Below are 24232 nucleotides of genomic sequence, written 5' to 3'. Positions count from 1 at the left end.
GACCTCTTCGGGCAGACGGCGAAGGTGGCAGGTTCAGATCGACGGACATCGATGACCAGCTCCGGCAAGTTTCGGCCTGGACGACGAAACATGTCAATATGGTTTCGGTGATTATCGGCCACCAACCCGCAGCGACCCGGCCAACCGCCGCCGGGGCTGCCGGCCGCCACCGCGGCGGGAGGCGACCGGATGCGTCGTCCATCGCTTCAGGTTGATCCGCGCCCGACCCTCCCCCGCAGTCCCCCGCAAACCCGCGCCAACCAGCGACATTGCGGCGAGTGGGCCGATCTCGGTTGCGCCGGACGCGCCAAAAGTCCAGATTGCCACCGGCAGGTTATTGACCCTGTTCGATAGGTCTGCCAATATTCTCGGAATAGTTGCCGCAAGTTTACCGAGATTTTCGGTTGCGTTTGGTCACCTGGCCGCAGCTCGTGCCGACGAGATGGGACGGTTCCGGACCGGCGCGACAGCGACCCAGGAGGAAGACAGCAGATGTCGCAGCTCATCCTGTTCGCGATCGACATCGGCGCGGTGGTGCTGCTCGTCTTCGGGCTCTACTTCCCGAGACACCGCCGCCGCGACCTCGTCGTCGCTTACCTCGGCGTCAACGTTGGTGTCCTCGCGGTGGCGAGCGCGCTCAGCGCCAGCAACGTCGGCGCGGGGCTCGGGCTCGGGCTGGCGCTGTTCGGCGTACTGTCGATCATTCGCCTGCGGTCGACAGAGCTCGATCAGCACGAGGTCGCTTACTACTTTTCCGCGTTGGCCCTGGGCATTCTCGGCGCGTTGAGCACCACGTCGATCTGGCTCAGCGCCGGGCTGATGGGCCTCATCGTCGTGGTGATGTTCCTGGGCGACCATCCCCGGTTGCTCCGCCACTACCGGCACCAGATCATGGTGCTCGACTCGGCCGTGACCGACCACGTGACCCTCGTCGCCCAACTGGAGCAACTGCTCGGCGGCCGCGTGCACGTCGCCACCGTGCAGCGACTCGACCTGGTCAACGAGACCACCTGGGTCGACGTCCGGTACTCGGTCAAGGGCCGCTCGGCCAGGGCCGCCGCGGCCCCGGCACAGGCGGGAGTCCACTGATGAGCAACCAACAGATCACCACGGCGCTGGCGGGCATGGACACCATCGGGCTGGCCGAGCTCATCGACCGGGCCGCGCTGCAAACCAGGGTGGACCGCAAGTACCTCGTCCCAGTCGACCGGCTGCCACACCTGTTGGACCAGCTCACCCCGCACGCCCGGGTGCTGGAGATCGACGGTGCGCGGAGCTTCCGGTACGAGTCGGTGTACTTCGACACGGCGCGGCTGGTCAGCTACCACTGTGCGGCCTACCGGCGGCGACGCCGCTTCAAGGTGCGCACCCGCACCTACCTCGACTCGGCCCAGTGCTGGCTCGAAGTCAAGATCAGCGGGGCACGGGACAGCATCACCAAGCACCGGTTGCCGTACGATCCGCGCGACCGCACGACCGTCGGCCCCGGCCGGGACTTCGTCGACGAGGCGCTGATGCGGGAGGCGATCTGCCCACCCGCCGGCAGCGTGCTCGATCCGGTGCTGGTCACCACCTACCGGCGAGCCACGCTGCTGCTGCCGGCGACCGCCAGCCGGGTCACCATCGACACCGGGCTCGCCTGGCAGGCCGGAGACACCTCACTGCACCTGCCCGACCTCGCCGTGGTCGAGACCAAGACCAGCGCCGCCGCATCGCCCGCCGACCGGGTGCTGTGGCAACGCGGGCTGCGGCCCGCCCGCATATCCAAGTACGCGACAGGCCTGGCCGCGCTGCGTCCAGACCTGCCGGACGCCCCCTGGCGCCGGACCCTGCGCCGCCATTTTCGCACCACTCCGTCGGTGGGCACGGCACCGACCGCCACCACCCACCGTCCCGTTCAGGAGGCATCGTGCGTCTGACCGACCGCAGCGCCGACACCTCGGCGGCAACCCTGCGCATCGCGGGGATCGCGGCCGTCGCCGTGCTGGTCGCCGGGATTCTCGTCCCGTCGCCGGCACCGGCTGGTGCGGAACCCATCGCCGACACGTCCACCAGTTCCAGCAGCCAGGTCGACCGGACCGCTGGTTCCAACACCGCTGCGGACGCTGCGGCGGCCGCGGCTGCCGCCGAGGACCTGGTCGGCGACATCGGCTTCTCCGTACCGAGTGGCACCTTCTCCGGCGAGGTCTCGGTCTCGCTGACCACCACCGTCAGCGGCGCCCAGATCCGCTACACCACCAACGGAAGCCTGCCGAACGCGCAGTCACCGCTCTACTCCGGATCGGCGTTGCGGTTCACGCGTACGACGGAGCTGCGGGCCCAGGCATTCGTCGGACAGACCGCCTCGGGCGCACCTGGCACCGCCATGTACGTCGCCCGCAACACCAGCAACGCACATGACCTGCCGGTCATCCTGATCGACTCGTACGGCGCCGGCCGGCCTGGCCGGGAGGAGTACCTCGACGCCAGCACAATGATCTTCGAACCGAATGGCGGGAGCACCTCGCTGGCGACCGCACCCGCCGTGGCCACCCGGGCCGGGTTCCGGCTGCGCGGACAGTCGTCGGCGATGTTCGACAAGACGCCGTTCCGCCTCGAGTTCTGGGACAACGATGACGATGACGCCGACTACCCGGTGCTCGGCATGCCGGCCGACTCCGACTGGGTGCTGCGCGGGCCGTTCAGCGACAAGTCCCTGATTCGCGACGCGTTCGTTTACGACCTGGGGCGGCAGATGGGCCTGCCGGCGCCCCGGTACGCCTTCGCGGAGTTCTACCTGAACACCGACGCCGGCCCGGTCGGGTCCGACGACTACATGGGTGTCTACATGATCGTCGAGACGATCAAGAACTCCAAGAACCGTCTCGACCTCAAGAAGTTGCGCTCCGACGACCTGACCCTGCCCAGGATCACCGGCGGCTACATCTGGAAGTTCGAGTGGATGGCTGCCGAGGAGCCCACGCTGCCCTGCACCGGGCCGGCGGCGAGCTGCTGGAACTACCTTGAGGTGGCCGATCCGTCGCCGCTGCAACCCGAGCAGCGTGACTGGTTGCGCAACCACATCCAGGAGTTCCACAACGTGCTCCGGGCACCGAACTTCGCCGATCCGGTCAGCGGTTACCGGGCGTACATCGACGTGGGTTCCTTCATCGACCAGCTCATCATCAACGAACTGAGCCGGGAGATGGATTCGTACATCCGCAGCGCGTACTTCTACAAGGACCGCGACACCAAGATCTTCGCTGGTCCGCTCTGGGACTACGACCTCAGCTTCGGGGTGGGCGGCTTCTTCCAGAACGACCAGACCGCCGGCTGGCAGTACCAACAGATCCGCCAACCGCTGGCCAACGACTGGTACACGCAGTTGATGCGCGACCCGGCCTTCGTCAACGAGGTACGGCTGCGGTGGCAGACGTTGCGCCGTGGCCTGCTCTCCGACGCCTCGTTGCAGTCCCGCATCAACACCCTCAGCACACCGCTGACCGCCGCCGCGCAGCGCAACTTCCAGCGCTGGCCCAACCTGAGCACCCGGATGGTCGGGCCCTTCATCACGCCGACCTCGCCGACCTGGCAGGGGCAGGTCCAGTTCATGCGGGACTGGATGCTGCGCCGCGCGGCCTGGCTCGACTCCACGGCCGGCTGGGGTGGATCGACGACTCCCCCGCCGACCACGCCGCCACCGACCACGCCGCCACCGACCACGCCCCCGCCCACCACGCCCCCGCCGACCACGCCGCCACCCACCGTTCCCCCGCCGACCACGCCGCCGCCGACCGGAAGCGGATGCACCGCGACCTACACGGTGACAAACCAGTGGTCCGGTGGCTTCCAGGGCGAGGTGCGGGTCACCGCAGGTGGCTCCGCGATCCGCGGCTGGACGGTCACCTGGACGTACCCGGCCGGCCAGGCGGTCACCCAGGCCTGGAACGCGACAGTCACCAGCCAGGGTTCGACCGTGACCGCCCGCAACGTCAGCTACAACGGCAGCCTCGCCGCGGGTGCCAGCACCACGTTCGGCTTCCTCGGCTCCGCCACCGGCACGCCCGGCACACCGACGCCAACCTGCACGGCCAACTGACCGAGACCCCTGGGCCGCTGCCCGCCACGCTGCCGCCGTCGGGGCGGAAGTGCCCGGCACCAGACCACTGTTGCTCTGGTGCCGGGCGGCCCCGTCTCGGTGGGCTGGCTCGCGGCCGAGCCTGACCACGGCGCACCGCGAATGGCGTTCCGCGAGGAGAGCGGGTTAGCCTGCCCTAACTTCTCGGGACGTGAGGCGGGGGCATGACACAGACCACGGGGCGACTGATCCGCCGGATGTTCTGGCGGCAGCGACGCGACACCGCCCTGTGCGCCGCGTTCTGGTCACTGCATCAGGTGTGCGAGGCCCTCGTCCCGGTGGCCATCGGCCTGGTCATCGACCAGGCCGTCGGAACCGGCTCGACCTCGGCCATGGCCTGGTCCGTTCTCGGCATCTTCGCGCTGTTCACCGCCCTCACCATGGGCTGGCGGTCAGGCTTCTGGTTCCTGTCCCGGGCGGTCACCCAGGAGTCCCACGAGTTGCGGATGCGGGTGGTCCGACGCGTGGTCGGCGGTCAGGGTATCCGGACCACACGCCAGAGCGGAGAATTGCTCTCGATCGCGACCTCCGACACCCAGTCCGCCGCGGAACTGCTCGAACTGGGCACCCGGGGCGTGAGTGCGCTCATCGGCCTGACGGTGTCGGCAGTTGTGCTGCTGCGGATCGACTGGTCGCTCGGGCTCGGTCTGGTGGTGGGCGTGCCGATCCTGGTGCTCGCGCTCAACGCGCTCGGGCCGGTCGTGGGCCGCCGCACGTCGGCGCAGCAGCAGGCGGTCGGCCGGGCCGCCGCCACGGCGTCGGACCTGCTGCGGGGGCTCCGACCGCTGCGCGGATTCGGTGGCGTCGACGAGGCCGTCGGCCGTTACCGCACGGCCAGCCGGACGTCGCTACGCGCCGGCATCGGCACGGTCAAGGCCGGTGCCACGTTCATCGGTGCGTCCACCTTCACCACCGGCCTGCTGATCACCGCGGTGGCTGCCCTGGCCGGCTGGTTCGCCCTGGAAGGGCGGATCACGGTCGGACAGCTCATCACGATCGTCGGGCTGGCCACGTTCCTCAGCGATCCGGTGCTCAATCTCGCCGACTGCGTCTTCCGACTGGCGACGGCACGGGCCAGCGCGACCCGCGTGGCCGAGGTGCTCGCCGCCCCGGAGCGGGTTCCGTCCGGGACGCGGACGGCCCTGCCGGGGACGTTGACGCTCGACGCGGTGCACGCGCCGGGCCTGGACGGCGTCGATCTCGCCGTGATCCCCGGTGAGCTGCTCGGCATCGTCACCGGGGAGACCGGCACCGCCGACACCGTCACCGAACTGCTCGCGGGCGCGCGATCGCCGGACCGGGGCGAGGTGCGGCTGGCCGGCGCCCCGATGCGGGAGTTGGACCTCGCCTCGTTGCGCCGGACCGTGCTGGTCGAACCACACGGAGTCGACCTGTTCGGCACCACCTTGCGCGAGGCGCTCCAGACCGACGACGACCGGGACGACGAGGCCCTGCGCACCGCCATGGCCTCGGCTTCCGTCGGTGACCTGCTCGCCGACGAGGGCGGCTTCGACCGCGAACTCGTGGACCACGGACTGAACCTCTCCGGTGGCCAGCGGCAGCGACTCGCCCTGACCCGCGCGCTGCTGGCCGATCGCCCGGTCACCGTCTTCCGCGACCCGACCACGGCGATCGACGCGGTCACCGAGCACGCCATCGCCGAGGGCATCCGCGCCCACCGGACCGGCGACGGCCGGGCGACCGTACTGGTGACCACCAGCGCACCGCTGCTCGACCGGTGCGACCGGGTCGTCTTCCTCCGCGATGGTCGAGCGGCGGCCGTCGGACGTCACCGCGACCTGCTCGCCGACTGGTCGTACGCGGAGGTGGTGCTGCGATGACGCCCAACGCCTCGATCCTGCCGGTCGCGACCGGGCGGACGACCCTCACCGCCTTCTGGCGTGCCCTGCGGCGCTACCCGCTGCTCGCTTGGACCTCGGTGGCGGCGGCGACGGCGGCGAGCGTCGCGGCCGTCGTCGTGCCGATCCTGCTCGGCCGGCTGGTCGACCTTGTGGTGGCCGGTGGCACCGTCGGATCGCTGCTGCTCACCTCGGGGCTGATCCTCGGCGCGGGCCTGGTCGCCGCGGCCCTCACCGGGGCCGCCAACTGGCTGGTCACCGAGTGGGGCATGCGTGCCTGCGCCGATCTGCGCGAGGAGGTGCTCGACCGGGCGCTGCGGATGGACGCGGCACGGCTGGAGAGCGCCGGGTCCGGCGACGTGGCCTCACGGGTCACCGAGGACGTGGAGCGGGTGACCGACTCGGTGCGGCTGGCGGCCGGAATCTTCACCGCACTGGTCACCGTCGTCATCACGTTCGCCGGTTTCGCGACGCTCGACTGGCGCATCGCCGTCGCGTTCCTGGTCGTCTTCCCGGTGTACGTCATGAGCCTGCGCCGTTTCGTGCCGCAGGCGAAACGGCTGTACGCCGCCGAGCGGGAAGCCGCGGCGGTGCGGACGCAGAGCCTGTTGACGACCTTCACCGGTGCCCGGACGGTGCACGCGTACGGCATGCAGGAACGGCAGAGCCGAAGGGTCGAGCAGGCCTCTCAGCAGGCCGTCGTTGCGCGACTGCGAGCGGTTCGCGGCTTCCTCTGGTTCGCGAACACGATGAACTACGCGGAGGCGCTCGGCCTGACCGCCGTGCTGCTCACCGGGTTCCTGCTGGTACGCGCGGGCGACAGCACGGTCGGCGACGTCACCGCCGCGGCGCTGCTCTTCCACCGGCTCTTCGGCCCGCTCGGTCTGCTGCTGATGTCGTTCAACGACATCCAGTCGGCCGGTGCGGCGCTCGCGCGGCTGGTCGGCATCTCCACGCTCGACGTACCCGCGACACGACCGGCCGGACCGGCGTCCGCGTGGCTACCGACGGGCGTCACCGCCAAGTCGGTGTGGCACCGCTATCCCGGCGGCCCCGCCGTGGTGCAGGACGTCTCGATCGAGATCGCCGAGGGTGAGTCGTTGGCGATCGTCGGCGAGAGCGGAGCCGGCAAGACCACGCTCGCGGCCATTCTCGGCGGTGTCTTCCCCGCCGCCGAGGGCGAGGTATGGCTGGCTGGCCGTCCGATCGGCGAGTTGCATCCGGTCGACCTGCGCCGCACCGTCGGCGTCGTGACCCAGGAGGTGCACGTTTTCGCCGGCACCCTCGCCGATGACCTGCGGATGGCCGCGCCGGACGCCTCCGACGAGGAGCTGCACGCTGCGTTGCGGCTGGTTGGCGCCGACGATTGGGTCACCGCCCTGCCCGACGGGCTGTCGACCCGGGTCGGCGACGGCGAGCACCCGCTCACGGCCGGTCAGGCCCAGCAGGTGGCGCTGGCCCGCATCGCCCTGCTCGACCCACCGATCGTCGTTCTCGACGAGGCCAGCGCCGAGGCTGGTAGCGCGGGTGCCCGGCAGCTCGAACAGGCCAGCGCCGCACTGATCCGGGGTCGCACCGCTGTCGTGGTCGCGCACCGGCTCAGCCAGGCGCACACCTGCGACCGGATCGCCGTGATGGCGCACGGCCGGATCGTCGAAATCGGCACCCCGGACGAGCTGGTCGCGGCCGGCGGCCGGTACGCCGAACTCTGGTCGGCCTGGCGGCGCTGACCTCTCTCGATTTAGTTTGTATGGAAGTCAATCTATCTTTTAACATCGATGCGTCTCTATATATGTTGTCGTGGTGACCCCTGGCCGACCACGATCCCGGCAGTGGAGGACCATCGATGAGATCTTCACGAACAGGCACTCGGCTCACGGTGGCGATCGTCGCCACGCTCGCCACCGTCGGTGGCGCGGCACTCGCGGTCACCGGCGCACAGGCGGCCGCGCCCGGCTGCCGGGTCGACTACCGGATCACCAACCAGTGGTCGGGCGGCTTCGGCGCCGACGTCACCATCACCAACCTCGGTGATCCGATCGACGGCTGGACCCTGACCTGGACGTACACCGCCGGGCAGCGGGTCGGCCAGGCATGGAACGCCACCGTGACCCAGACCGACGGTCGGGTCACCGCCACCAACGCCGGCTACAACGGCGCGCTGGGCACCGGGGCCGGCACCTCCTTCGGCTTCAACGCCTCGTGGAGCGGCAGCAACCCGGCGCCGACCACCTTCGCGCTCAACGGCGTGGCCTGCACCGGCGTGCCGGGCACTCCGGCGCCGACGACGCCCGCGCCGCCACCGCCCACGACCCCACCGCCGACCACGCCGCCCCCGACGAGTGGCTGGAACCCACCGGCCCACCTGGTCAGCCCCCTCGACCAGGTGTGGCAGCACGTCGAGCAGACCTACCACAACGGCAACCCGTACGGCTTCCGCAACTACGGCTGGGACCAGGTCATGGCCAACCGCGGGTACCTCAACTTCTGCGTCCGGTGGGACTCCAGCGCCACCGTCACCGCCGCCCAACGCGACCAGATCCACGCCACCCTCGCCCGCCAGTACAAGAAGTGGATGGACCTGATGGTCGGCCACAACGCCTGGCCGTACCGGGAGGTGCCGATCCGTGTGGTCGGCTGGGCGGTACGCGACCGTAACCAGTTGCAGTGGACGGACAACTCCGTCGACATCTACGTCAACAACATCAGGGAGAACGCCCCGCAGTGCGCCCCCGAGTGCGGTCGCTTCTTCAACCAGGGCGGCCAGTACCCGAACTGTCCGGGCGGAGCGGCCCGTCACTACGACCAGTCGCTGTGGCTGACCGACGGCTTCGGCGGCGGCGCCGGCGGTGACTGGGGTCAACGCATGGGCCGCGAGTACTACATGAACAACCTCAACGCCGAGAACATGACCATTCTGCTGCACGAGATCGGCCATACCTTCGGCCTCGACGACTTCTACGACTGGACCCCTAGCGGCGTCGGCGGCTTCATCATGAAGGCCGGCAGCGCCAGCTCCATCACCGAGTTCGACACCTGGATGTTCCGCGACTGGTGGCGTCACCTGAAGAGCCGCTACGGCTACTGAACCGGGTGGGCCCGGCGCCGCGCCGGGCCCACCCGCGTGGCCGCCGGGTGAGGGCGACCCGCGGCGGTAACGGTCGTGGGCGCCGCACTAAGGTCGTCCGCGTGGATCTGGACGACATCGCCGCCCGCCTCGGAGTACCCGTCGAGGAGGTCGACCGCGTACACCGGCTCGCCGGTGACCAGCCGTCGGCGCCGCTGCCCGCCAGGGCCGACGCGCCCGCGCTGCTCGACCGGCTCGCGGTGCGCCCCGATGACGCCGCCGAGATCATGGCCGGCTGGCCCGACCACGACTCCACCCTGTGGACGCCGGAGCTGCGCTGGCTGCTGGACCGCTCGATCGCCCTGGTCCGCGCCGATCTCGGAGGCCACGAGTGGCTGTCCCCCGGTCCGGCGCTGCCCCGCGATCGAGGTCCCGCCTGGCGGCACCTCTACGTGTACGCGTACCTGGCCCTGGTCGACGTGGTCAGAAAGTACCACCGCGACCACGGTGTCACCGACGGCGTCTCCTGGGTGACCCTCGCCGACCTTGGCCGCAACCTCGCGATCGACCGGCGGATGAACCGCGAGGGCTGGTCGGTGATGCAGAGCTGGCTGACGCTTCACGCGCGCGGCGGCGTCTACGAGCTGGGCCGGCTGCAACACCATCGCGGCGAGACCGCCATCAGTCTGCACATCCCCGAGTCGGGGCCGATGGACCCGGAGGCGATCGACGCCTCGCTGGAGCAGGCTCGCGAGTTCTTTCCGCGCCACTTCCCCGATGAGCGCTACACGGCCTTCGCCTGCGGCTCGTGGCTGCTCGACCCGCAGTTGCAGGAGTACCTGCCCGAGAATTCCAACATCGTCCGCTTTCAGCGCCGGTTCGAGTTGGAGCCCTACGAGGAACCGGAGGGGCTGGACGCCGACGTCGAGGTGCTGCGGTTCGTGTTCCGCAGCCTCAGCACACCGCTGGACCAGCTACCCCGTCGCACCGCGCTGCAGCGCGCGGTCATCGACCATCTGAAGGCCGGCCGGCACTGGCAGTGGCGTTCGGGACGATTCCCGATCTAACGCCTTCCCGGCCTGCCGGCCACCCGGTCCTCACCGGACGGCTCGGCCAGGTGACCGGCCTCCGGACGCTGCGAGCCGATCCGGACGGCGACGGCACCGGCCAGCAGGGCCAAACCAGCGACGTGCAGTGACCGGACGATGGTCGCGGCGAGGACGGTGGCGCCGGGCAGCAGCGGTACGAGTGCCAGGCCGACGATGGCCACCAGCGTGGCAGCACCCCAGAACAGCGCCGGACGCCGAGGTGGCGGCGCGCCCCGACCAGGTCCGACCGTCGCCGCTTCCCGCCGGCCGAGGCGCGCGGCGAACACCACGGCGACCCCGGCACCGACGAGGGTGCTCGTCAGGTCCGACACCGTCCACCAGGCGATGTCCGTGATTGTGGACCAGCGAAGACCGAACGCCACCCGCAGCCAGTCGTCGGTGTGCGTGAGCCAGTCCCATCCGAGATGGCTCGCCGCGCCGAGCAGCGCCGAGCTGATCGTGATCCACCATTGGTGCTGCCGCCGGGTCAGCTGGCCGTGGCGGCGGTACCAGCCAAACCATCGATCGCCGGGCAGGTGAGCCAGGATGGTGCCGGCGCAGGACCGGAAGACCGCCGCGTACGGCAGCGCCACCGGCAGGGACCACCAGAGCAACGCGGACCAGGAATGGTGTCGGCGAAGCCTCGTCCGGTCGAGGCGGTCGTCAGGTAGGCGACGTCCGGCGCGATCGCGCCAGTGCTCAACGCGACGCCGTCGAACCACCGTGGCCGCCACCACTTCAGCGCCAGCACCGGTGCGAGATGTGACCGAAAGGTCAGCGGCGCGTCCGAAGCATAGGGTCCGCGTCACCGGCACCGGCCCGGTATTGCGGGCCGGTGCCGGCCGGTAGGGCGCGCCAGCAACCGGTGCTCCCGGGGAGGTACGCGGGCGCGTCTCCCCGGGAGCACCGTGGGTGTCAGGCGATGGTGCAGGTGGCGCCGTTGAGGGTGAAGGAGGTGGGTTGGGCGGTGTTGCCGGTGTGGGTGGCCTGGAAGCCGATGGTCAGTGATCCGTTGGTGGGGATGCTGGCGTTGTAGGAGACGTTTCTGGCGGTCACCTGTCCTGAGGTGGGGGAGTAGGTGGCGTTCCAGCCGCCGGTGATGGTCTGGCCGCTGGGCAGGGTGAAGACCAGTGACCAGCCGTTGATGGCGCTGGTGCCGGTGTTGGTGATGGTGATGTTCTCGGTGAGGCCGTTGTTCCAGGCGTTGACCGCGACGCTCACCCGGCAGGCGCCCGACCCGGGCGGCGGCGTGGTCGGGCCCGGCGGCGGGGTGGTGGGGCCCGGCGGCGGGGTCGTCGGACCGGGCGGCGGGGTGGTCGGACCGGGCGGCGGCGTGGTGCTGTCGAACTGGGTGAAGAAGCGCCAGGTCTCACCCGGCAGCCAGGTCCGGGAGCCGCTGTCACCGGGTGCGCCGTCCTGCGGTGCGGCGATGTGTCCCTCGTCGAATGCTGCCCAGACCACGGGGTAGCCGGATGCGCAGCCGGAGTAGGTGGTACTGCGGTGGGTCAGGCTGCCCTGCGACGGTTCCGGCGGATTCTGCGCGGTGCAGCCGTTGTTGCGGACGAACCGGTCCCGTAGTGACCGTCCGTTGGAGATGTTGAGCACGCTGTCGCGGATGCCATGCGCACCGAAGTAGGCGACCGGCTGGGTGCCGCCGCTGCAACCACTCAGTTGCGCACCGCCGTAGACGGCGACGGCGCGGAAGATGTTCGGCCGGGCACAGGCGACGGCGTAGCTCATGGCGCCGCCGTAGCTGAATCCGAGCGCGAAGCGCTGCGAGGTCTCGACGCAGAGGGCGTTCTCGATCTGCCGGAGCATGTCGTCGACGAAGGTGACGTCCTCGCCACCGGAGTTGGCCCAGCCACTGTTGAGGCCCTGCGGCGCGACGAAGATGGTGCTGTTGTTCGACAGCGGCAGCAGTCCGTAGTAGGCCCAGGTGTCGCGCTGCACGGTCTGACCGGTGGCGACGTCGGTCGCTGACCCGTTGAGCCAGTGGAATCCGAACACCAGTCGGTACGGGTGGTTGTTGTTGTAGTTGTCCGGCACCCGCAGGATGTAACTGCGGTTCTTGCCGTTGCTCTGGATGGTGTGCGTACCGCTGCGCAGCGTGGGTGCCTGGCCGCAGCCGGCGGTCGCGGCCAGGATGCCGGACTGTGCGGCCGGGACGCTGCGGGGGTGCGCGCTCAGAGCTGTGCCGGCGGCGGCCAGCACCATCAGTGCCGCGAGCGCGACAGGCCCGAAAATCGATTTACGCCTGGACATCGTGTACTCCATTCCGCGCCCGCTGGGACGCGCGGTGGTGCGGCGCATCGCGGTGGTGGCAACGCCGGGAACGGCCGACGTACCGCGAGGGATGCGCCTGGATACGGTGCGACACCGGCCCGGGCTGTCAGGTCAGGTGGGCGGCCCGGGGACGGCATTCGACGTGTGCCACGGCTCCCGCGACGTACCGTCAGCCACCTGGGCTGACGGCGTGGACCGTCCCGCACGGGGCCCGCAGTGCCCGTCAGCCGGCGCAGCGCGCCTCGGCTCGCCTGGTCACCGACCGGGCGGGGGACGTCGGAGCGTGCCCTTCGCTCCTGCCCCCGCAACCTAACCTGTGAGCGATAACATCACAAGATGTAAATATTTGATTCTTTCCGGCTCGACCGGTCGCAGCTCGGACGGTCACCATACCGCCGCCGCGCGGCATAGCATGTCATCGATGGTCGCCATCCCTGGCGGACTCCGGCCACCGAAGGGAGACGCACGTGCGTCGCTCCCCCCACCTGCTGGCACTACTCGGCATCGGGCTGTCCGCTGCGCTGGCACTGAGCGCGGCTCCGGCGGCGGCGCGGCCCGCACCCACCACCACACCGGGCATCGTGGTCGTCGACGGCATGACCCAACCGGTGTTCTCGCTCGCCGACGCGATCGAGGAGAGGGTGTACGTCGAGACCACTGTGGACACCGACGGCGACGGCCGCCTCGACCGGGTGGCGATCGACATATCCCGGCCCCGAGAGACCGCCACGGCCGGGTTCAAGGTGCCGGTCATCTTCGAGCACAGCCCGTACCGCAAGGACGTCTGGTACGACGTGCCGTACCCGAGCGTCCTGGTGGACGAGCTGCCGCAGAACGACGTCGACCGCCGGTCCGGCCGCCGGACCTCCGACGTGGCGGTGCAGCGGGCGGCGGCAAAGGCCAACCTGCCCGGCTCGCTGGACGACTACTACGTGCCCCGGGGGTACGCGGTGGTCCTCGGCCAGAGTGTCGGCACCGGCGATTCCGACGGCTGTCCGACCAGCGGCGACCAGGCCGAGACGCTCGGTACCAGGGCGGTGATCGACTGGCTGAACGGACGGGCGAAGGGGTACGACGCGGCCGGGGCGGCGGTCACCGCCGACTGGACCACCGGGGCGGTCGGCATGACCGGCGTCTCCTACAACGGCACGCTGCCCAACCAGGTGGCCGCCACCGGCGTCCCGGGGCTGCGGACCATCGTGCCGGTGGCCGCCATCAGCAGCTGGTACGACTACTACCGCGCCAACGGCCTGGTGGTGGCACCGGGGACGTACCAGGGTGAGGACACCGACGTGCTGGCCGGGTTCACCGCCGGCCAGGCCCGGGCGGAGGGCCGCTGCGCCGAGGAGATCGCCGCGCTGACCGCCGGGCAGGACCGCGTCACCGGCGACTACTCCGCGTTCTGGGGCGACCGGGACCACCTCGACGCCCGCAAGGTACGGGCCAGCGTGCTCGTCGTGCACGGCCTCAACGACTGGAACGTCAAGACCGAGCATTTCGCCGGCTGGTGGGACGAGCTGACCCGGCACCGCGTTCCGCGCCGCATCTGGCTGCACCAGGGCGGACACGGCGGTCCGGGCAACACCGCCTCGGTGACCCTGCCCGACGGCCGCACCTGGACCTGGAAGCAGACCGAGAACCGGTGGTTCGACCACTGGCTGTGGCAGGTGCCCAACGGGATCATGGACGAGCCGACCGCCGTGGTGCAGCGCGAGGACCGCACCTATACGACGTACGCCAACTGGCCCGACCCGGACAGTCGGCAGGTCGCGCTGCGGCTGGCCGCCACCGACGCCAGCACGGGCACGCTGACCTCCGGAAAGCCGCCGAAGGCAAAGGTCGAGCAGCGCTTCGTCGACGAGGGTCGCACCATCCACCCGGACGATCTGGTCGCCGATCCGGACGCCGCCAACCCGCACCGGTTGGCGTACCTCTCCCCCACGCTGACCCGCGACGTCCGCATTTCCGGCCGCCCGGAGCTGCGGCTGCGCCTGGCCGTCGACAACAAACCGGACGCGAACCTCACCGCGTACCTGGTCGATTACGGCCCGCCCGGCTCGGACGCCGCGCCGGCGGTGGTGACCCGGGGCTGGATGGACCCGCAGAACCGCCACGACGCGTCGCGCACCGATCCGCTGCGCCAGGGCAAGCTGTACGACCTGCGGTGGACCCTGGAACCCAAGGACCACATCTTCCCGGCGGGCCACCGGATCGGTCTGGTGATCTTCTCCACCGACCAGGAATACACCCTGCTGCCGCTGGGCGGCACCCGACTGCGAGTCGCACCGCACCACAGCGATCTACGCCTCCCGGTGGTGGGCGGGAGGGCCGCCCTGGGCTTCTGACCCGGACGCCCGGCCCCAACGACTGGCCGAGCCCGACCTACCGCGACACCTGCCGCAGGTAGTGGTCGAGGGTGACCCGACCGTCGGGCACGAAGGGCCAGGACGGATCGGCGAGCCGGGAGACCAACTCGGCCAGGTCGCACCACCACCCGTCAGCGACCTCGCTGGGCTGGTGCACCACCGGACCGCAGCGGTGCCGCTCATAGCGTGCCTCGAAGACGTACGCGAGGTAGTTGGTGCGCGTGTCGGCGTACCAGTACCGCAGGCAGGGCTGGATCTCGCAGTTCGTGACGCCCAGCTCCTCGGTGAGCTCCCGGGCCGCCGCCTCGGACGGGTCCTCGCCGGCCAGCACGACGCCTCCGGCGAAGGCGTCGTGCATACCCGGGTAGACGTCCTTGGTGTCGGTCCGGCGGTGGACGTAGACCCGGTCCCGCTCGTCGACCAGCAGCACCGCCGTCGCGGCGTGCGGCAGGTTGCCGGCGCGTACGGCACTGCGTGGCGCGGTGCCGGTGACGGTTCCCGAGGTGTCACCCTCCAGGTAGAGGGCCACGAGTTCGTCCATCGACCCACCGTAGCGCCGGTGCCCGGTCGCGTCCGGGTCAAGTTCGCGCCCCGACATCACGGTTTGAGAAGTCGGAACGCGATGAAACCCGGCGCGTGGGCCAGCTTGTCGTGGACCTCGGGATGCCGGGCGGCCATGGTGCTGGCCGGCTGCGGCTCGACCAGCCGCTCGATCAGGAATCCCGCCTCCGCGAACTCCCGGCACCATGCCTCCAACGGCTGCCGCCAGTAGCGCACCCGCCACGACGTCTGCCAGGTCTCCTCCACCGGCGCCCGATCGAAGTAGCCGCCCCCGGCGAGCAGCCAGTCGCTGGTGGGGTGGGTGGTCGAAACGACCAGGTGACCGCCCGAGCGAAGCACCCGGTGCACTTCGGACAGCGCGGCCGACCGGTCCTCGATGTGGTGGATCACCAGGGCCATGAGAACGACGTCCTGTGTCGCGTCCGGCAGCCAGGTCAGCGGCCGTTCCAGATCCCACACCCGCACGTCGGCCTGCCCACCCAGACGCCGCCCGGCCAGCTTCACCATCTCCGGACTGGCGTCGAACGCGGTGACGACGGCGCCCCGGGCCAGCAGTTCCTCCGCGTACAGACCCGGTCCGCAACCGGCGTCCAGCACCCGGGCACCCGTGACGTCGCCGAGCAGATCGAGCACCGCCGGCCGGTCGTAGTGGGCGTTGTAGGCGCTGTCGCGGGCATGAGCCTCGAACTCGGCGGCGAACGGTTCGTACATCGGCTGGGCTCGCTGATTCACCCGGCGATGGTGTCACGGGTCCCGTCGTCGAGCAGGTGGGTTTCCCGCCACGGGCCGCCGTACGCCAGGTGACCGGCCGCGATGGGCAGCAGTAGCGGACTCTCACCGGGACGGCAGGCCGGCCAGCCAGCGTTCGAGGGCCTCCGGAGAATCGAGCAACAGCACCGGCGGTCCGGTCGGATCGGCGTGCCAGGCCCGCAGCCGACGCCGTTCCCGGCCGAACCCGGTCACGTGCCACATCAGGACCGAGTCGGTGGAGAGCACGCTGCCCAGCGACTCCCGGTTGCCGTTACAGATCCTCTCCCCCGTCGACAGCCGACGCAGGGTGCGCCGCAGCAGCCATCGGAAGGACAACCCACGCGGGTAGTCCAGGCCGATGACCAGGTCCGCGCGGGCCAACGGCACGTCCCGCCAACCGTGATACGCCCCGTCGAGGATCCAGCGGTCCCGACGGCAGATCGCCTCGATCCGGCTGCGTTGCACCGGCACGGGCACCTCGACCCAGTTGGGTTCCCAGAGCAGGTCGTCGACCGGGTACCAGGGCAGCCCGAGCCGCTGCGACAACTGCTGCGCCAGGGTCGACTTGCCGGAGCCGTGGACCCCGTAGACCAGGATGCGAGACAGCCTCTTGCTCATCGGGCGGCAGCCTAACCGGCCCACGCCATCAGCCCGCTGGATTGCCGGGCGGCCGGTGACCGACCGCCCGGATCCGGGATCAGCGGTTCGCGGCCAGGTCGCCGCAGTCGGTCTCGTCGGGCAGCAGCGGCCGCAGCGTCACCGTCCACCGCTTGCCGTCGGAAACCCACGGGGTGGCCGCGTTCGCCGCCGCCGCGGCGGTGAGCACCTGCTGCGCCTCGTCACCGGTCACCGTGACGCAACCCAACCCCACGCCCTGGCCGAGTTCGGGGCCGGGCAGCGCCGGCCCAGGCCAGGCCACCTCGGGCTGCTCGCCGGCATCGGCGTTGGCGGTCCAGGGCTCGGCCACGGCCGCGACAGCGCTCGGCGCGTACGGCTGCGTGTCCGCCTGGCCGGCGGCGAGTGGACCGGACCCGGCGGTCAGCGAATCCGCGAACTCGCGCAGCTTGTCCCGGCCCGCCCGCTGGTCGGCGGTGAGGCCGGCCTCCGCGCCGTCGGACTCGGCGAGGGCGTAGACCTCAGACTCCTCGACCCCGTTGTCACCGAGGACTGTGAAGCGGGTCGAGGGTGCGTCGGAGACCGGTGGCCTGCCCAGGTCGGCCGCGCTGCCCACCCCTGCGGCGCGGGCCGCCTTGAGCAGCTCGTCGACCTCCGTGGCACTGATCGTGGCCACCTGAAGGTTGGGCAGCGCCGGTCCCGGATAGATCAGGGTGACCGGGCCCTGGGTGATCACGCGGCCGTCACCGTACACGCTGATCGTGGGCAGCCGGGTGGCCAGCATGGCTGGCGTCACGAAACCGCCGGTGTGATCCATCCGGAACACGACCGCGTCGGCGGAGTAGGACCGCTCGGGCGAGTCCGCCTCTCCCGACCCGACGCCACCGGCCTGCTGGCCGCAGGCCGCAGAGGTCAGCAACAGCAGGGGGACGACCGCCAGTCGCCCGCTTCGACGAATGCTCATGCCGATCGGACGTGCCAGAACCCGGATCGGTTGCGTCCCATCGTCACCCGAACGGTCAGCCCGCCAGGACGACCATCACTGACGCGGCCAGGACGAGGCCGACGAACGCGGCGAGGGGCCGCGAACACCGCCTGCCCGGCACACCCCTCGCGGTGCCGTTCTGGCGGCCGGTGATCCGGTCGCGGTGGGTTCCCGGTTGGACGAGGACGTCAGGGCAGGTTGATCGTGAACGCCGCGGTGTGCACCTTCCCGTCGACCTGGAAGTCGAAGAACGCCCGGTAACGGCCGGTGCTCGGCGCGGTCAGCCAGAACGTGACGGTGCCGTCGACCAGTTCCGGTTCCGGGTGGACGTGCAGGTAGCCGAGGTCGCCCTCGCGTACCACGACCAGATGCCCGTACGCACCCAGGTAGCGCTCCAACCGCGCCGGCTCGGTCGCGCCGTCGCGGTCGACCCGGAAGGTCAGCGGAACGGTCATGCCGATGGTGGGTGTGCCGGCCATGGACACCGTGTACGGACCGGTCGTCGCCTGTGGCTGCGACGGGGGCAACCCGGCCGGCTCGTAGTTGCCCGGCACCTCGTGGTCGACGCCGAGCACCAGCGGCAGTTCCCGGCCGTCGCCGGTGGTGACGGTGAAGTCCGCGTAGATGCGGTAGCCGCCGGGTCGGGTGAGTTTCAGCGGCACGCTCCAGGTGCCGTCGGCCGCCATCGTCGGGTGCAGGTGCTGGTATCCGCCAAGGTCACGGCCAACCACGATCAGGTGCAGCGGCTTGTCGTGCACCACCGCGAAGCCGGTCACCGGCTGCCGGTCGACGCCCACGATCCGGAACCGGTAGTCGGTGGTCGCGCCGGCCGGTTGGGTGCGCAGCACCGGCTTCAGCGTGTACCCGGCGACGCTGACCGTCGTACCGATGGCCTGGTCCCGGCCGTCGCCCGGATGGGTGTGCGGGCCGGTCCCGGGCGCGTGCTGGTGCAGGTCGCCGGCCGACACCGCCTGCCCCGCGTCCCGGTTGCCACCGCCCGGGGCGGCGCCCGGTGGTGGCGCGGTGGCGGTGGGGCCGTCGGTGGCGCCGATCCGGCCGAGGGCGAAACCGGCCAGCAGCGTCAGCACGAGCCCACCGACAAGCAACGCGAGACGCGTGTCGCTCAGCCGAGGCCACCGGCGGGTCGACGCCGATCCGTCCGCCGACGTCTCGCGGACGGTCTCCCCGGCGGCAGCCTCCACGGCGGTGGCTTCCGCCGGGACGGCGGTCGCCGCCGGGTGCGCCGTCCGCTCGGTCGTTGCCGCCACCGACGCGGTGGCCGCCTTCGCGCCTCGCCGGGCCGCCGGGGCCACCGCCCGGCGTTTGTCGCCGGTGGCGGCGGCTGGGGTGCGGCGTCCCTTGGTGGGGCTGACCGGCCTGGCGCGAGGTCGGGCGGCACCGGGCCGACGCACCGCCTTGCGGTTGCGTTCGCCGTGGGCAGGCCGTAGCCGCCACCCGACGAGACCGGCGATGGCAGCGACGCCCAGCGCCACGACGGCCCAGCGAAGCGGACCGGTGTCCCCCGGGTCGTCCGAGGCGGGCGGGGCGGCGGCGACCGACGGGACCGGTGCCGTCGGTGCCACCGGCGTCGTGCCGCCGGCCGTCGCATCCGGCGCCGCCTGCGGTTCGGAGTTCCCGTGCTGTTCGGCAGCGGCGAGCAGGGCCGGATCGGGCTGGCCGGTGGGCGGTTGCCAGTTCTGCGGCGCAGCCGTCGGCTTCCCGGTGTACCGGAAGGTGAGGGTGCCGCGCACCGGGTCACCGTCCGAGGCCACCGACAGGTAGCTCACCGAGTACTGGCCGGCCGCCGGCAGGTGCGCGACGGTCACCACCGCGGGGAATCCGGTGGTGTACTCGTGCGGCTCGAATACGCCGTCGACCAGGAAGTACTCCCGCACCGGGCGGTTCAGCGTGCGGGGTTCGCCATGGGTCCAGCCGTTGTCGACCCGCCCGCCCCCGGGCGCGGTGACGGTGAAGTACGCGTCCTCTCGGACTCTCTCGGTGAAATAGAGCTGCACGGCCGTCACGGCCTCGTCAACGGTCGCGCCCTCGGCCGGAGTGGACATCGCCAGGGTGCCGTGCGCCGACGCGGGCGTGGCGGACCCGAGCAGGATGACGCCGGCGACGAGGCCCAGAGTGAGCAGAGCGGCGGCCACACGGCCGTGGGCCCGAGGGAGATGACGCATCGAATCATCCTCACGATGGCGACGCTTCACGCAATAGGCCGTCATCTTTTTGTTCACATGGGAAAAGTTCGGGCCGACCTGAGCAGTTCCACTGTGGTGGTCCACGACGGTGCGCCTGATCAGTCGGCGGTGATCACGGAGGTGCGACCCTCGGCCCGGCCTTCAGCGCGGGCCTGGTCGAGCAGCCGGGCGAGGTGCCGGCGACGTCGGCGGGTGCTGGTCAGCCAGCCCAGGATCACCGTGCCGATCAGCACCGTGATGACCAGGTGCGGCCAGGGCACCGCCCAGACGGTCACCGTGGTGGTGGTCGGTCGCATCTGGGCCCCGGCCGGGTCGCCCGACACGACGGCCGGCGTCACCTCGACGGTGGTGGTGAGCCGACCCAGCCCCCACACCCCGCCGACCCGGGCCGCGACCTGTCGACCGTCTCCCGGCATCAGTTCCGGCACCTCGGTGGACGCGTTCCGGCCCCCCGATCCGACCATCTCGTCCACCCGGACGGTGCCGTCGCCGGTGACCGCGACGTTGCCGTTGTTCCGCGCGGTGAAGGTCAGGTGGACATCGCCGGCGGTGAAGGGATTCCACGACCTCTCATACCTGACAATCAGATCCTCGACGCCGATCGTGGCCGTGACGGTGCCACTGGCCCGCAGCATGACCCGGAACCCGACCCGACTCTGCACCGCCACCGTCCCACCGGTGCTGGTCACCGTGGCCGCTACGCCGGCCGGATGATCTCCCGGCGTCGCGTCCGGCGGCACGGTGATGGTGAACGGCACCACCTTCGTCTGTTTCGCCCCCACGGTCACCGTCTCGGGCAGCATGATCCAGGTACCACCGTCCACGGACTCCTGGCCGGAGGTCAACATGTTGAACCGCCCCTTGTCGGTGAGGTAACCGTCGGCGGCCTGCAGCGCGAACACCACCGGCGAGTCACCGAAGTTCCGCACCGCCAGGTGCTCGGTCACCACCGCACCCGGATCCAGCGTGTGCTCGATCCACCGACGGCCGTCCGGGCCCCGCGCGTCCGCCGGCTGCACCGCCCAGGTCACCGTCGCGCCGGTCGGCTCCGCCGACGCGGCGACCGGGGTGATCGACACGATGGCCGACATCACGCCCAGCACGGCCACCCACCGCGGCAGAAATCGGATCATCACAGTCCTTCGAGGTTGGCCGGATGCGGACCCGGGGGCCGCCGTGCGGCGACCCCCGGAATGTGCGGTGACCAGGCCACCGCACCGTTGTCACTCGAACAGGGACAGGGTCAGGGTGGAGGTGTACGAACCGGCCGCGACATCCGCCGGGGTCCGCAGGAACAGGTCGGCGTCGACCGAGTACGCGTCCGGGGCCACCGCATCGGAGGCGAACGTCGACACCAGCAGTTCCTGGTCGACCAGACCCACGTTGTTCCCCGGTTGCGTCGGCTCGTCCAGCACCGTCACGACCTCCTCACCCGCGCTGACCAGGCCGGTGTCACCGCCGTCGAGCAACCGCGGCTGCCAGCCCAGATGCTCGGCACCGATCGCCGCCTGACCAGCGCTACCGACGAAATCGGTCGCGCTGCCCAACACCGCCCATGCCGCGCTCCCGGGCACCTCGTCGGCGGTGCGGGTGTCGGTGACGGTGACCCTCGGCAGACCGCCCACGAACTGGCGGACCAGCAACGTCGACCCGTCCTCGGTCAACGCCACCGAGTCACCGGCGATCGACATCGCCAGCACCCCCGGCTCCTGAATCTCCTCGATGTCGACGGTGACCTTCACCTCGCCGCTGTCACCCGGCTCGGCCAGGGCCGGCGACGGCACCACCGCCGACCCGACCAGCAGGACGCCCGCCGCCCCCGCCGCGACCAACCGCTTGCGATTCCATGTGCTCATCCGTTGCTCCGTTGTCGTGTGGTGGATGGACCGGGAGTCAGCCGCCGCAGGTGGCGGCGGGGTGGTCGACGGTTCGCACGGTCGTCCCCGTGACACCGTCGGCGGTGACCCGCACGGTCACCGTCCCGGCCGGCACTGCCGCCGTCCGCGTGTTGAACTGCTGGTACGCGTTGGCGCCGGGTGCCACGCCGGTCACCGACCGCTGCCCGTACGCCGTCTCCAGCACCATGTCCACCGGGGTGTCGTGGTCGTTGCGTGCCTGCACCGCCACGTACGCGTTACCGCCCACGCACCGCGCCTGGGCACTGACCGTGACCGGCACCTCGGCACCGGTCCCGGCCTCGAAGGCCCACGTGTCGAGTTCGAAGAGGTCGACACCGTCCGGCCCGGTGTAGGTGAAGTACACGTCGTGCACGCCCGCGACACCGTCGAGTTCGGCGGTCAGCTCCGTCCACTCGCCCAGGGGCGCGTCGACCGGAATGGTCGCGACCACCGGAGCGGTGACCTCGTCCAGCCGGATCTGGATCGCTCCACCGCTCGCGAGCGGCCGCACCTTCGCCGTCACGCTGCGGGCGCCGTCGCCGAAGTCCACCGACGACAACCCGGTCCAGTCGCCGTCGTTGATGTCGCCGACCACCAGGTTCGGCGCCGCGTCGCCGAACTGGCTGGACCCGCCGTCGATCTTGCGGGTCGCGATGCCCTTGCTCCAGCCGAAGGTTTCCGCCTCGAACACCCGGTACGGGTCGAAGTCGCGGACCTGGTCGACGCCGGCGTAGGTGCCCACCACCTGCTGGATGGTGCCGTCCGGATTGAAGGTGAGTTCCTGGATGTGCGGGCTGCGGTACCCCTGGGTGGTGTTGCCGTTGATCCGCTTGTTCAGCGTCGGGGCGTGATACGTGAAGTAGTACCTGCCCTCGAACTCGAAGACCGACTGATGGTTGTTGCCGCCGGTGCCGGCGCCGAAGAACTGCGACTGGTTCGGGAACAGCACGCCGGCGTAGGTTTCCTTCGGCCATTCCATCGGGTCGTCGGAGATCAGGTAGCCGATCTGGCCGCCGCCGGGGTACCCGGGCAGTGGGGTCTGGTTCCCGCCGAAATCGTTGCCGCCGAAGTGCGAGGAGTACGAGAGGTAGTACTTGCCGTCACGCTCGAAGACGTGGGCCGCCTCGAAGGCGACGGGGGCGTCGACCACGGCCGCCGTGCCCTGGGTCGACACCATGTCGTCGCCGAGCTCGATCGCCCGTAGGTTCTTCGGGTTGTTGAACCGCTCGGCCGGCGGCATGCTCGTCGACGCGGGACCACCACCGAAGTAGAGGTACGGCTTTCCGTCGGCGTCCACGAACGGCGCCGGGTCGAACTTCCAGGCCACGTCCTCGGCGCCGGGAGTGCGGCCGTCGATCAGCGTGCTGGTGCGCTCGCTGCGCCACGGGCCGAGCGGCGAGTCGCCCGTGATCACGTTGCTGGATCCGCCGCCGTTGGCGTAGTAGAGGAAGAACTTCTCCTGCCCGTCGACCACCTTGCGGGCCATGCCGGGTGCCCACGAGTTGTTGGTGAACGGCGCCACACCGTTCGGGCCGGCCACCTGGATCTCGCCGTGGTCGGTCCAGTTCACCAGATCGGTCGAGGAGATCAGCGTGATCTGGTTGATGTCGCCGTAGTTGATGCCCGGCGAGACACCGGTGACCGGGTCGGGCGCGTAGCCCTGGGTGTCGTTGGTCAGATACAGGTACACCCGGCCCTCGTGCACGAAGCCGAAGCCGTCGGCGCCGAACTTGTGCCCGATCAAGGGGTTGTGCTCGCCGGGCAGCTTGCCGACCACCTCGATGGTCTTCGACGGTGCGGGCGGCGGCGCGGCGCCGACCACCGACACACCGTCCAGCTTGAAGTCCATCAGGTGCACCTCCGGGTCCGATGACGGCGTGCTCGTCCACGGCGTCTCGAAGAACAGTCGGGCCGTGGACACGTTCTGCCCGGCCGGAATGGTGAAGGTCCCGTTGAACTGCGCCCACTGTCCCTTGGTGGCCACGACGCTGACGAGGTTGGTGTAGTTCGCCGCGCCGTAGTGCATCGTGGCGAAGAACTGTTTCGTCGCCGGCCCGTTCGGGTTCTCGTACTTGATCCGGGCCGTCAGGGCGTAGGTCTGCCCGGCCTGTACCCGGCCACTGAGGTCCTGCATCGGGCCGGACCCGGTCGTCGTCCGGTTGGTGACGAGCACGGCACTCGATCCCGAGTGGGCGTCCGCCGTGAGCGACAACGTGGCGCTGTCGGTCGCGTTGCCGTTGTTGACGAACCAACCGGTGAGCCCGTCCTCGAATCCGCCGTTGACGACGAGTTCGGTGTCGTCCGCCTGGGCCGGCGACGCGGCGACGAGCCCCGTGGCCAGCATGAGCCCGACCGTGACGAGAGCAGCCGCCCTTCGCACGCGATGTGTCACTGACATCCTCCTTGAGGGTGGATCCGGGGGTTCGGTACCGACGACGG

The 24232-nt window shown here is 70.6% G+C and carries 18 protein-coding genes and 1 pseudogene; 9 read left to right on the top strand and 10 right to left on the bottom strand.

Translation table 11 applies throughout. From position 1 onward, the window contains the following. Window positions 1-492: 492 nt before the first annotated feature. From Vlu01_RS06190 to Vlu01_RS06160, 8 genes and pseudogenes are all read left to right on the top strand, one after another. Entirely contained in the window at window positions 493-1089 is a 597-nt protein-coding gene (locus Vlu01_RS06190) for a DUF4956 domain-containing protein (protein WP_203995278.1), read from the top strand. Further along, window positions 1089-1919 (top strand): polyphosphate polymerase domain-containing protein, encoded by an 831-nt coding sequence (locus Vlu01_RS06185; protein ID WP_239095727.1) that lies wholly within the window; start codon window positions 1089-1091, stop codon window positions 1917-1919. The genes Vlu01_RS06190 and Vlu01_RS06185 overlap by 1 nt, the downstream gene beginning before the upstream one ends. Further along, window positions 1910-2341 (top strand): annotated as a pseudogene (locus tag Vlu01_RS28095) (chitobiase/beta-hexosaminidase C-terminal domain-containing protein); the annotation flags it as partial. The gene Vlu01_RS06185 and the pseudogene Vlu01_RS28095, both read left to right, overlap by 10 nt. 24 nt (window positions 2342-2365) lie before the next feature. Next, on the top strand, window positions 2366-4078 hold the full coding sequence (locus tag Vlu01_RS06180; RefSeq protein ID WP_308440929.1) for a CotH kinase family protein: 1713 nt from the start codon (window positions 2366-2368) through the stop codon (window positions 4076-4078). 203 nt (window positions 4079-4281) lie between these two features. After that, complete coding sequence (locus Vlu01_RS06175) at window positions 4282-5958, top strand: ABC transporter ATP-binding protein (RefSeq protein ID WP_203995276.1); 1677 nt, start codon at window positions 4282-4284, stop codon at window positions 5956-5958. Beyond that, window positions 5955-7706 carry an ABC transporter ATP-binding protein gene (locus Vlu01_RS06170; RefSeq protein WP_203995273.1) on the top strand — a complete coding sequence of 584 codons (1752 nt, stop codon included), beginning with the start codon at window positions 5955-5957 and terminating at the stop codon, window positions 7704-7706. The genes Vlu01_RS06175 and Vlu01_RS06170 overlap by 4 nt, the downstream gene beginning before the upstream one ends. 116 nt (window positions 7707-7822) lie before the next feature. Next, the gene (locus Vlu01_RS06165) at window positions 7823-9064 is read left to right on the top strand and encodes a cellulose-binding domain-containing protein (protein WP_203995271.1); all 1242 of its coding nucleotides are present in this window, start codon (window positions 7823-7825) and stop codon (window positions 9062-9064) included. A 101-nt stretch (window positions 9065-9165) separates the two neighbouring features. Continuing rightward, window positions 9166-10110, top strand: a complete 945-nt coding sequence (locus Vlu01_RS06160) for an acyltransferase domain-containing protein (protein WP_203995269.1) — start codon at window positions 9166-9168, stop codon at window positions 10108-10110. Here the strand turns inward: Vlu01_RS06160 and Vlu01_RS06155 are convergent. Both Vlu01_RS06155 and Vlu01_RS06145 read right to left on the bottom strand, forming a co-directional pair. Further along, window positions 10107-10853 carry a DUF4184 family protein gene (locus Vlu01_RS06155; RefSeq protein ID WP_275409257.1) on the bottom strand — a complete coding sequence of 249 codons (747 nt, stop codon included), beginning with the start codon at window positions 10851-10853 and terminating at the stop codon, window positions 10107-10109. The genes Vlu01_RS06160 and Vlu01_RS06155 overlap by 4 nt on opposite strands. A gap of 193 nt (window positions 10854-11046) precedes the next feature. Next, window positions 11047-12393: a CE1 family esterase gene (locus Vlu01_RS06145; protein ID WP_203995262.1), complete on the bottom strand. Its 1347-nt coding sequence runs from the start codon at window positions 12391-12393 to the stop codon at window positions 11047-11049. A 488-nt stretch (window positions 12394-12881) separates the two neighbouring features. Between Vlu01_RS06145 and Vlu01_RS06140 the strand changes: the two genes are divergently transcribed. Then, window positions 12882-14759 (top strand): Xaa-Pro dipeptidyl-peptidase, encoded by a 1878-nt coding sequence (locus Vlu01_RS06140; RefSeq protein ID WP_239095725.1) that lies wholly within the window; start codon window positions 12882-12884, stop codon window positions 14757-14759. Between the two features lie 37 nt (window positions 14760-14796). Here Vlu01_RS06140 and Vlu01_RS06135 read toward each other — a convergent pair whose 3' ends face one another. The 8 genes from Vlu01_RS06135 to Vlu01_RS06100 form a co-directional block, all read right to left on the bottom strand. Beyond that, window positions 14797-15321 (bottom strand): NUDIX hydrolase, encoded by a 525-nt coding sequence (locus Vlu01_RS06135; RefSeq protein WP_203995259.1) that lies wholly within the window; start codon window positions 15319-15321, stop codon window positions 14797-14799. A gap of 56 nt (window positions 15322-15377) precedes the next feature. Continuing rightward, a complete protein-coding gene (locus Vlu01_RS06130) occupies window positions 15378-16073 on the bottom strand; it encodes a class I SAM-dependent methyltransferase (RefSeq protein WP_239095724.1) in 696 nt (231 codons plus the stop codon). A gap of 102 nt (window positions 16074-16175) precedes the next feature. Beyond that, window positions 16176-16709 carry an AAA family ATPase gene (locus Vlu01_RS06125; protein WP_203995255.1) on the bottom strand — a complete coding sequence of 178 codons (534 nt, stop codon included), beginning with the start codon at window positions 16707-16709 and terminating at the stop codon, window positions 16176-16178. A 79-nt stretch (window positions 16710-16788) separates the two neighbouring features. Next, window positions 16789-17670, bottom strand: a complete 882-nt coding sequence (locus Vlu01_RS06120) for a hypothetical protein (RefSeq protein ID WP_203995254.1) — start codon at window positions 17668-17670, stop codon at window positions 16789-16791. A gap of 209 nt (window positions 17671-17879) precedes the next feature. Further along, window positions 17880-19874, bottom strand: a complete 1995-nt coding sequence (locus tag Vlu01_RS06115) for a copper resistance CopC family protein (RefSeq protein ID WP_203995253.1) — start codon at window positions 19872-19874, stop codon at window positions 17880-17882. A 119-nt stretch (window positions 19875-19993) separates the two neighbouring features. Then, window positions 19994-21028: a hypothetical protein gene (locus tag Vlu01_RS06110; RefSeq protein WP_203995252.1), complete on the bottom strand. Its 1035-nt coding sequence runs from the start codon at window positions 21026-21028 to the stop codon at window positions 19994-19996. 90 nt (window positions 21029-21118) lie between these two features. Next, window positions 21119-21751 carry a hypothetical protein gene (locus Vlu01_RS06105; RefSeq protein WP_203995249.1) on the bottom strand — a complete coding sequence of 211 codons (633 nt, stop codon included), beginning with the start codon at window positions 21749-21751 and terminating at the stop codon, window positions 21119-21121. A gap of 37 nt (window positions 21752-21788) precedes the next feature. After that, on the bottom strand, window positions 21789-24185 hold the full coding sequence (locus Vlu01_RS06100) for a family 43 glycosylhydrolase (protein ID WP_239095723.1): 2397 nt from the start codon (window positions 24183-24185) through the stop codon (window positions 21789-21791). Window positions 24186-24232: the final 47 nt, after the last annotated feature.

Origin of the sequence: Micromonospora lutea, from assembly GCF_016863535.1 — a bacterium.
GTDB lineage: Bacteria > Actinomycetota > Actinomycetes > Mycobacteriales > Micromonosporaceae > Micromonospora > Micromonospora lutea.
Note: the sequence above shows the minus strand (reverse complement) of the source record. Positions and strands in the feature narration are given on the sequence as shown.

Coding starts and splice junctions, on each gene's coding strand:
- Vlu01_RS06190 (WP_203995278.1), top strand. CDS start 493: ATGTCGCAGCTCATCCTGTTCGCGATCGACATCGGCGCGGTGGTGCTG.
- Vlu01_RS06185 (WP_239095727.1), top strand. CDS start 1,089: ATGAGCAACCAACAGATCACCACGGCGCTGGCGGGCATGGACACCATC.
- Vlu01_RS06180 (WP_308440929.1), top strand. CDS start 2,366: ATGTACGTCGCCCGCAACACCAGCAACGCACATGACCTGCCGGTCATC.
- Vlu01_RS06175 (WP_203995276.1), top strand. CDS start 4,282: ATGACACAGACCACGGGGCGACTGATCCGCCGGATGTTCTGGCGGCAG.
- Vlu01_RS06170 (WP_203995273.1), top strand. CDS start 5,955: ATGACGCCCAACGCCTCGATCCTGCCGGTCGCGACCGGGCGGACGACC.
- Vlu01_RS06165 (WP_203995271.1), top strand. CDS start 7,823: ATGAGATCTTCACGAACAGGCACTCGGCTCACGGTGGCGATCGTCGCC.
- Vlu01_RS06145 (WP_203995262.1), bottom strand. CDS start 12,393: ATGTCCAGGCGTAAATCGATTTTCGGGCCTGTCGCGCTCGCGGCACTG.
- Vlu01_RS06135 (WP_203995259.1), bottom strand. CDS start 15,321: ATGGACGAACTCGTGGCCCTCTACCTGGAGGGTGACACCTCGGGAACC.
- Vlu01_RS06125 (WP_203995255.1), bottom strand. CDS start 16,709: ATGAGCAAGAGGCTGTCTCGCATCCTGGTCTACGGGGTCCACGGCTCC.
- Vlu01_RS06120 (WP_203995254.1), bottom strand. CDS start 17,670: ATGAGCATTCGTCGAAGCGGGCGACTGGCGGTCGTCCCCCTGCTGTTG.
- Vlu01_RS06115 (WP_203995253.1), bottom strand. CDS start 19,874: ATGCGTCATCTCCCTCGGGCCCACGGCCGTGTGGCCGCCGCTCTGCTC.
- Vlu01_RS06110 (WP_203995252.1), bottom strand. CDS start 21,028: ATGATCCGATTTCTGCCGCGGTGGGTGGCCGTGCTGGGCGTGATGTCG.
- Vlu01_RS06105 (WP_203995249.1), bottom strand. CDS start 21,751: ATGAGCACATGGAATCGCAAGCGGTTGGTCGCGGCGGGGGCGGCGGGC.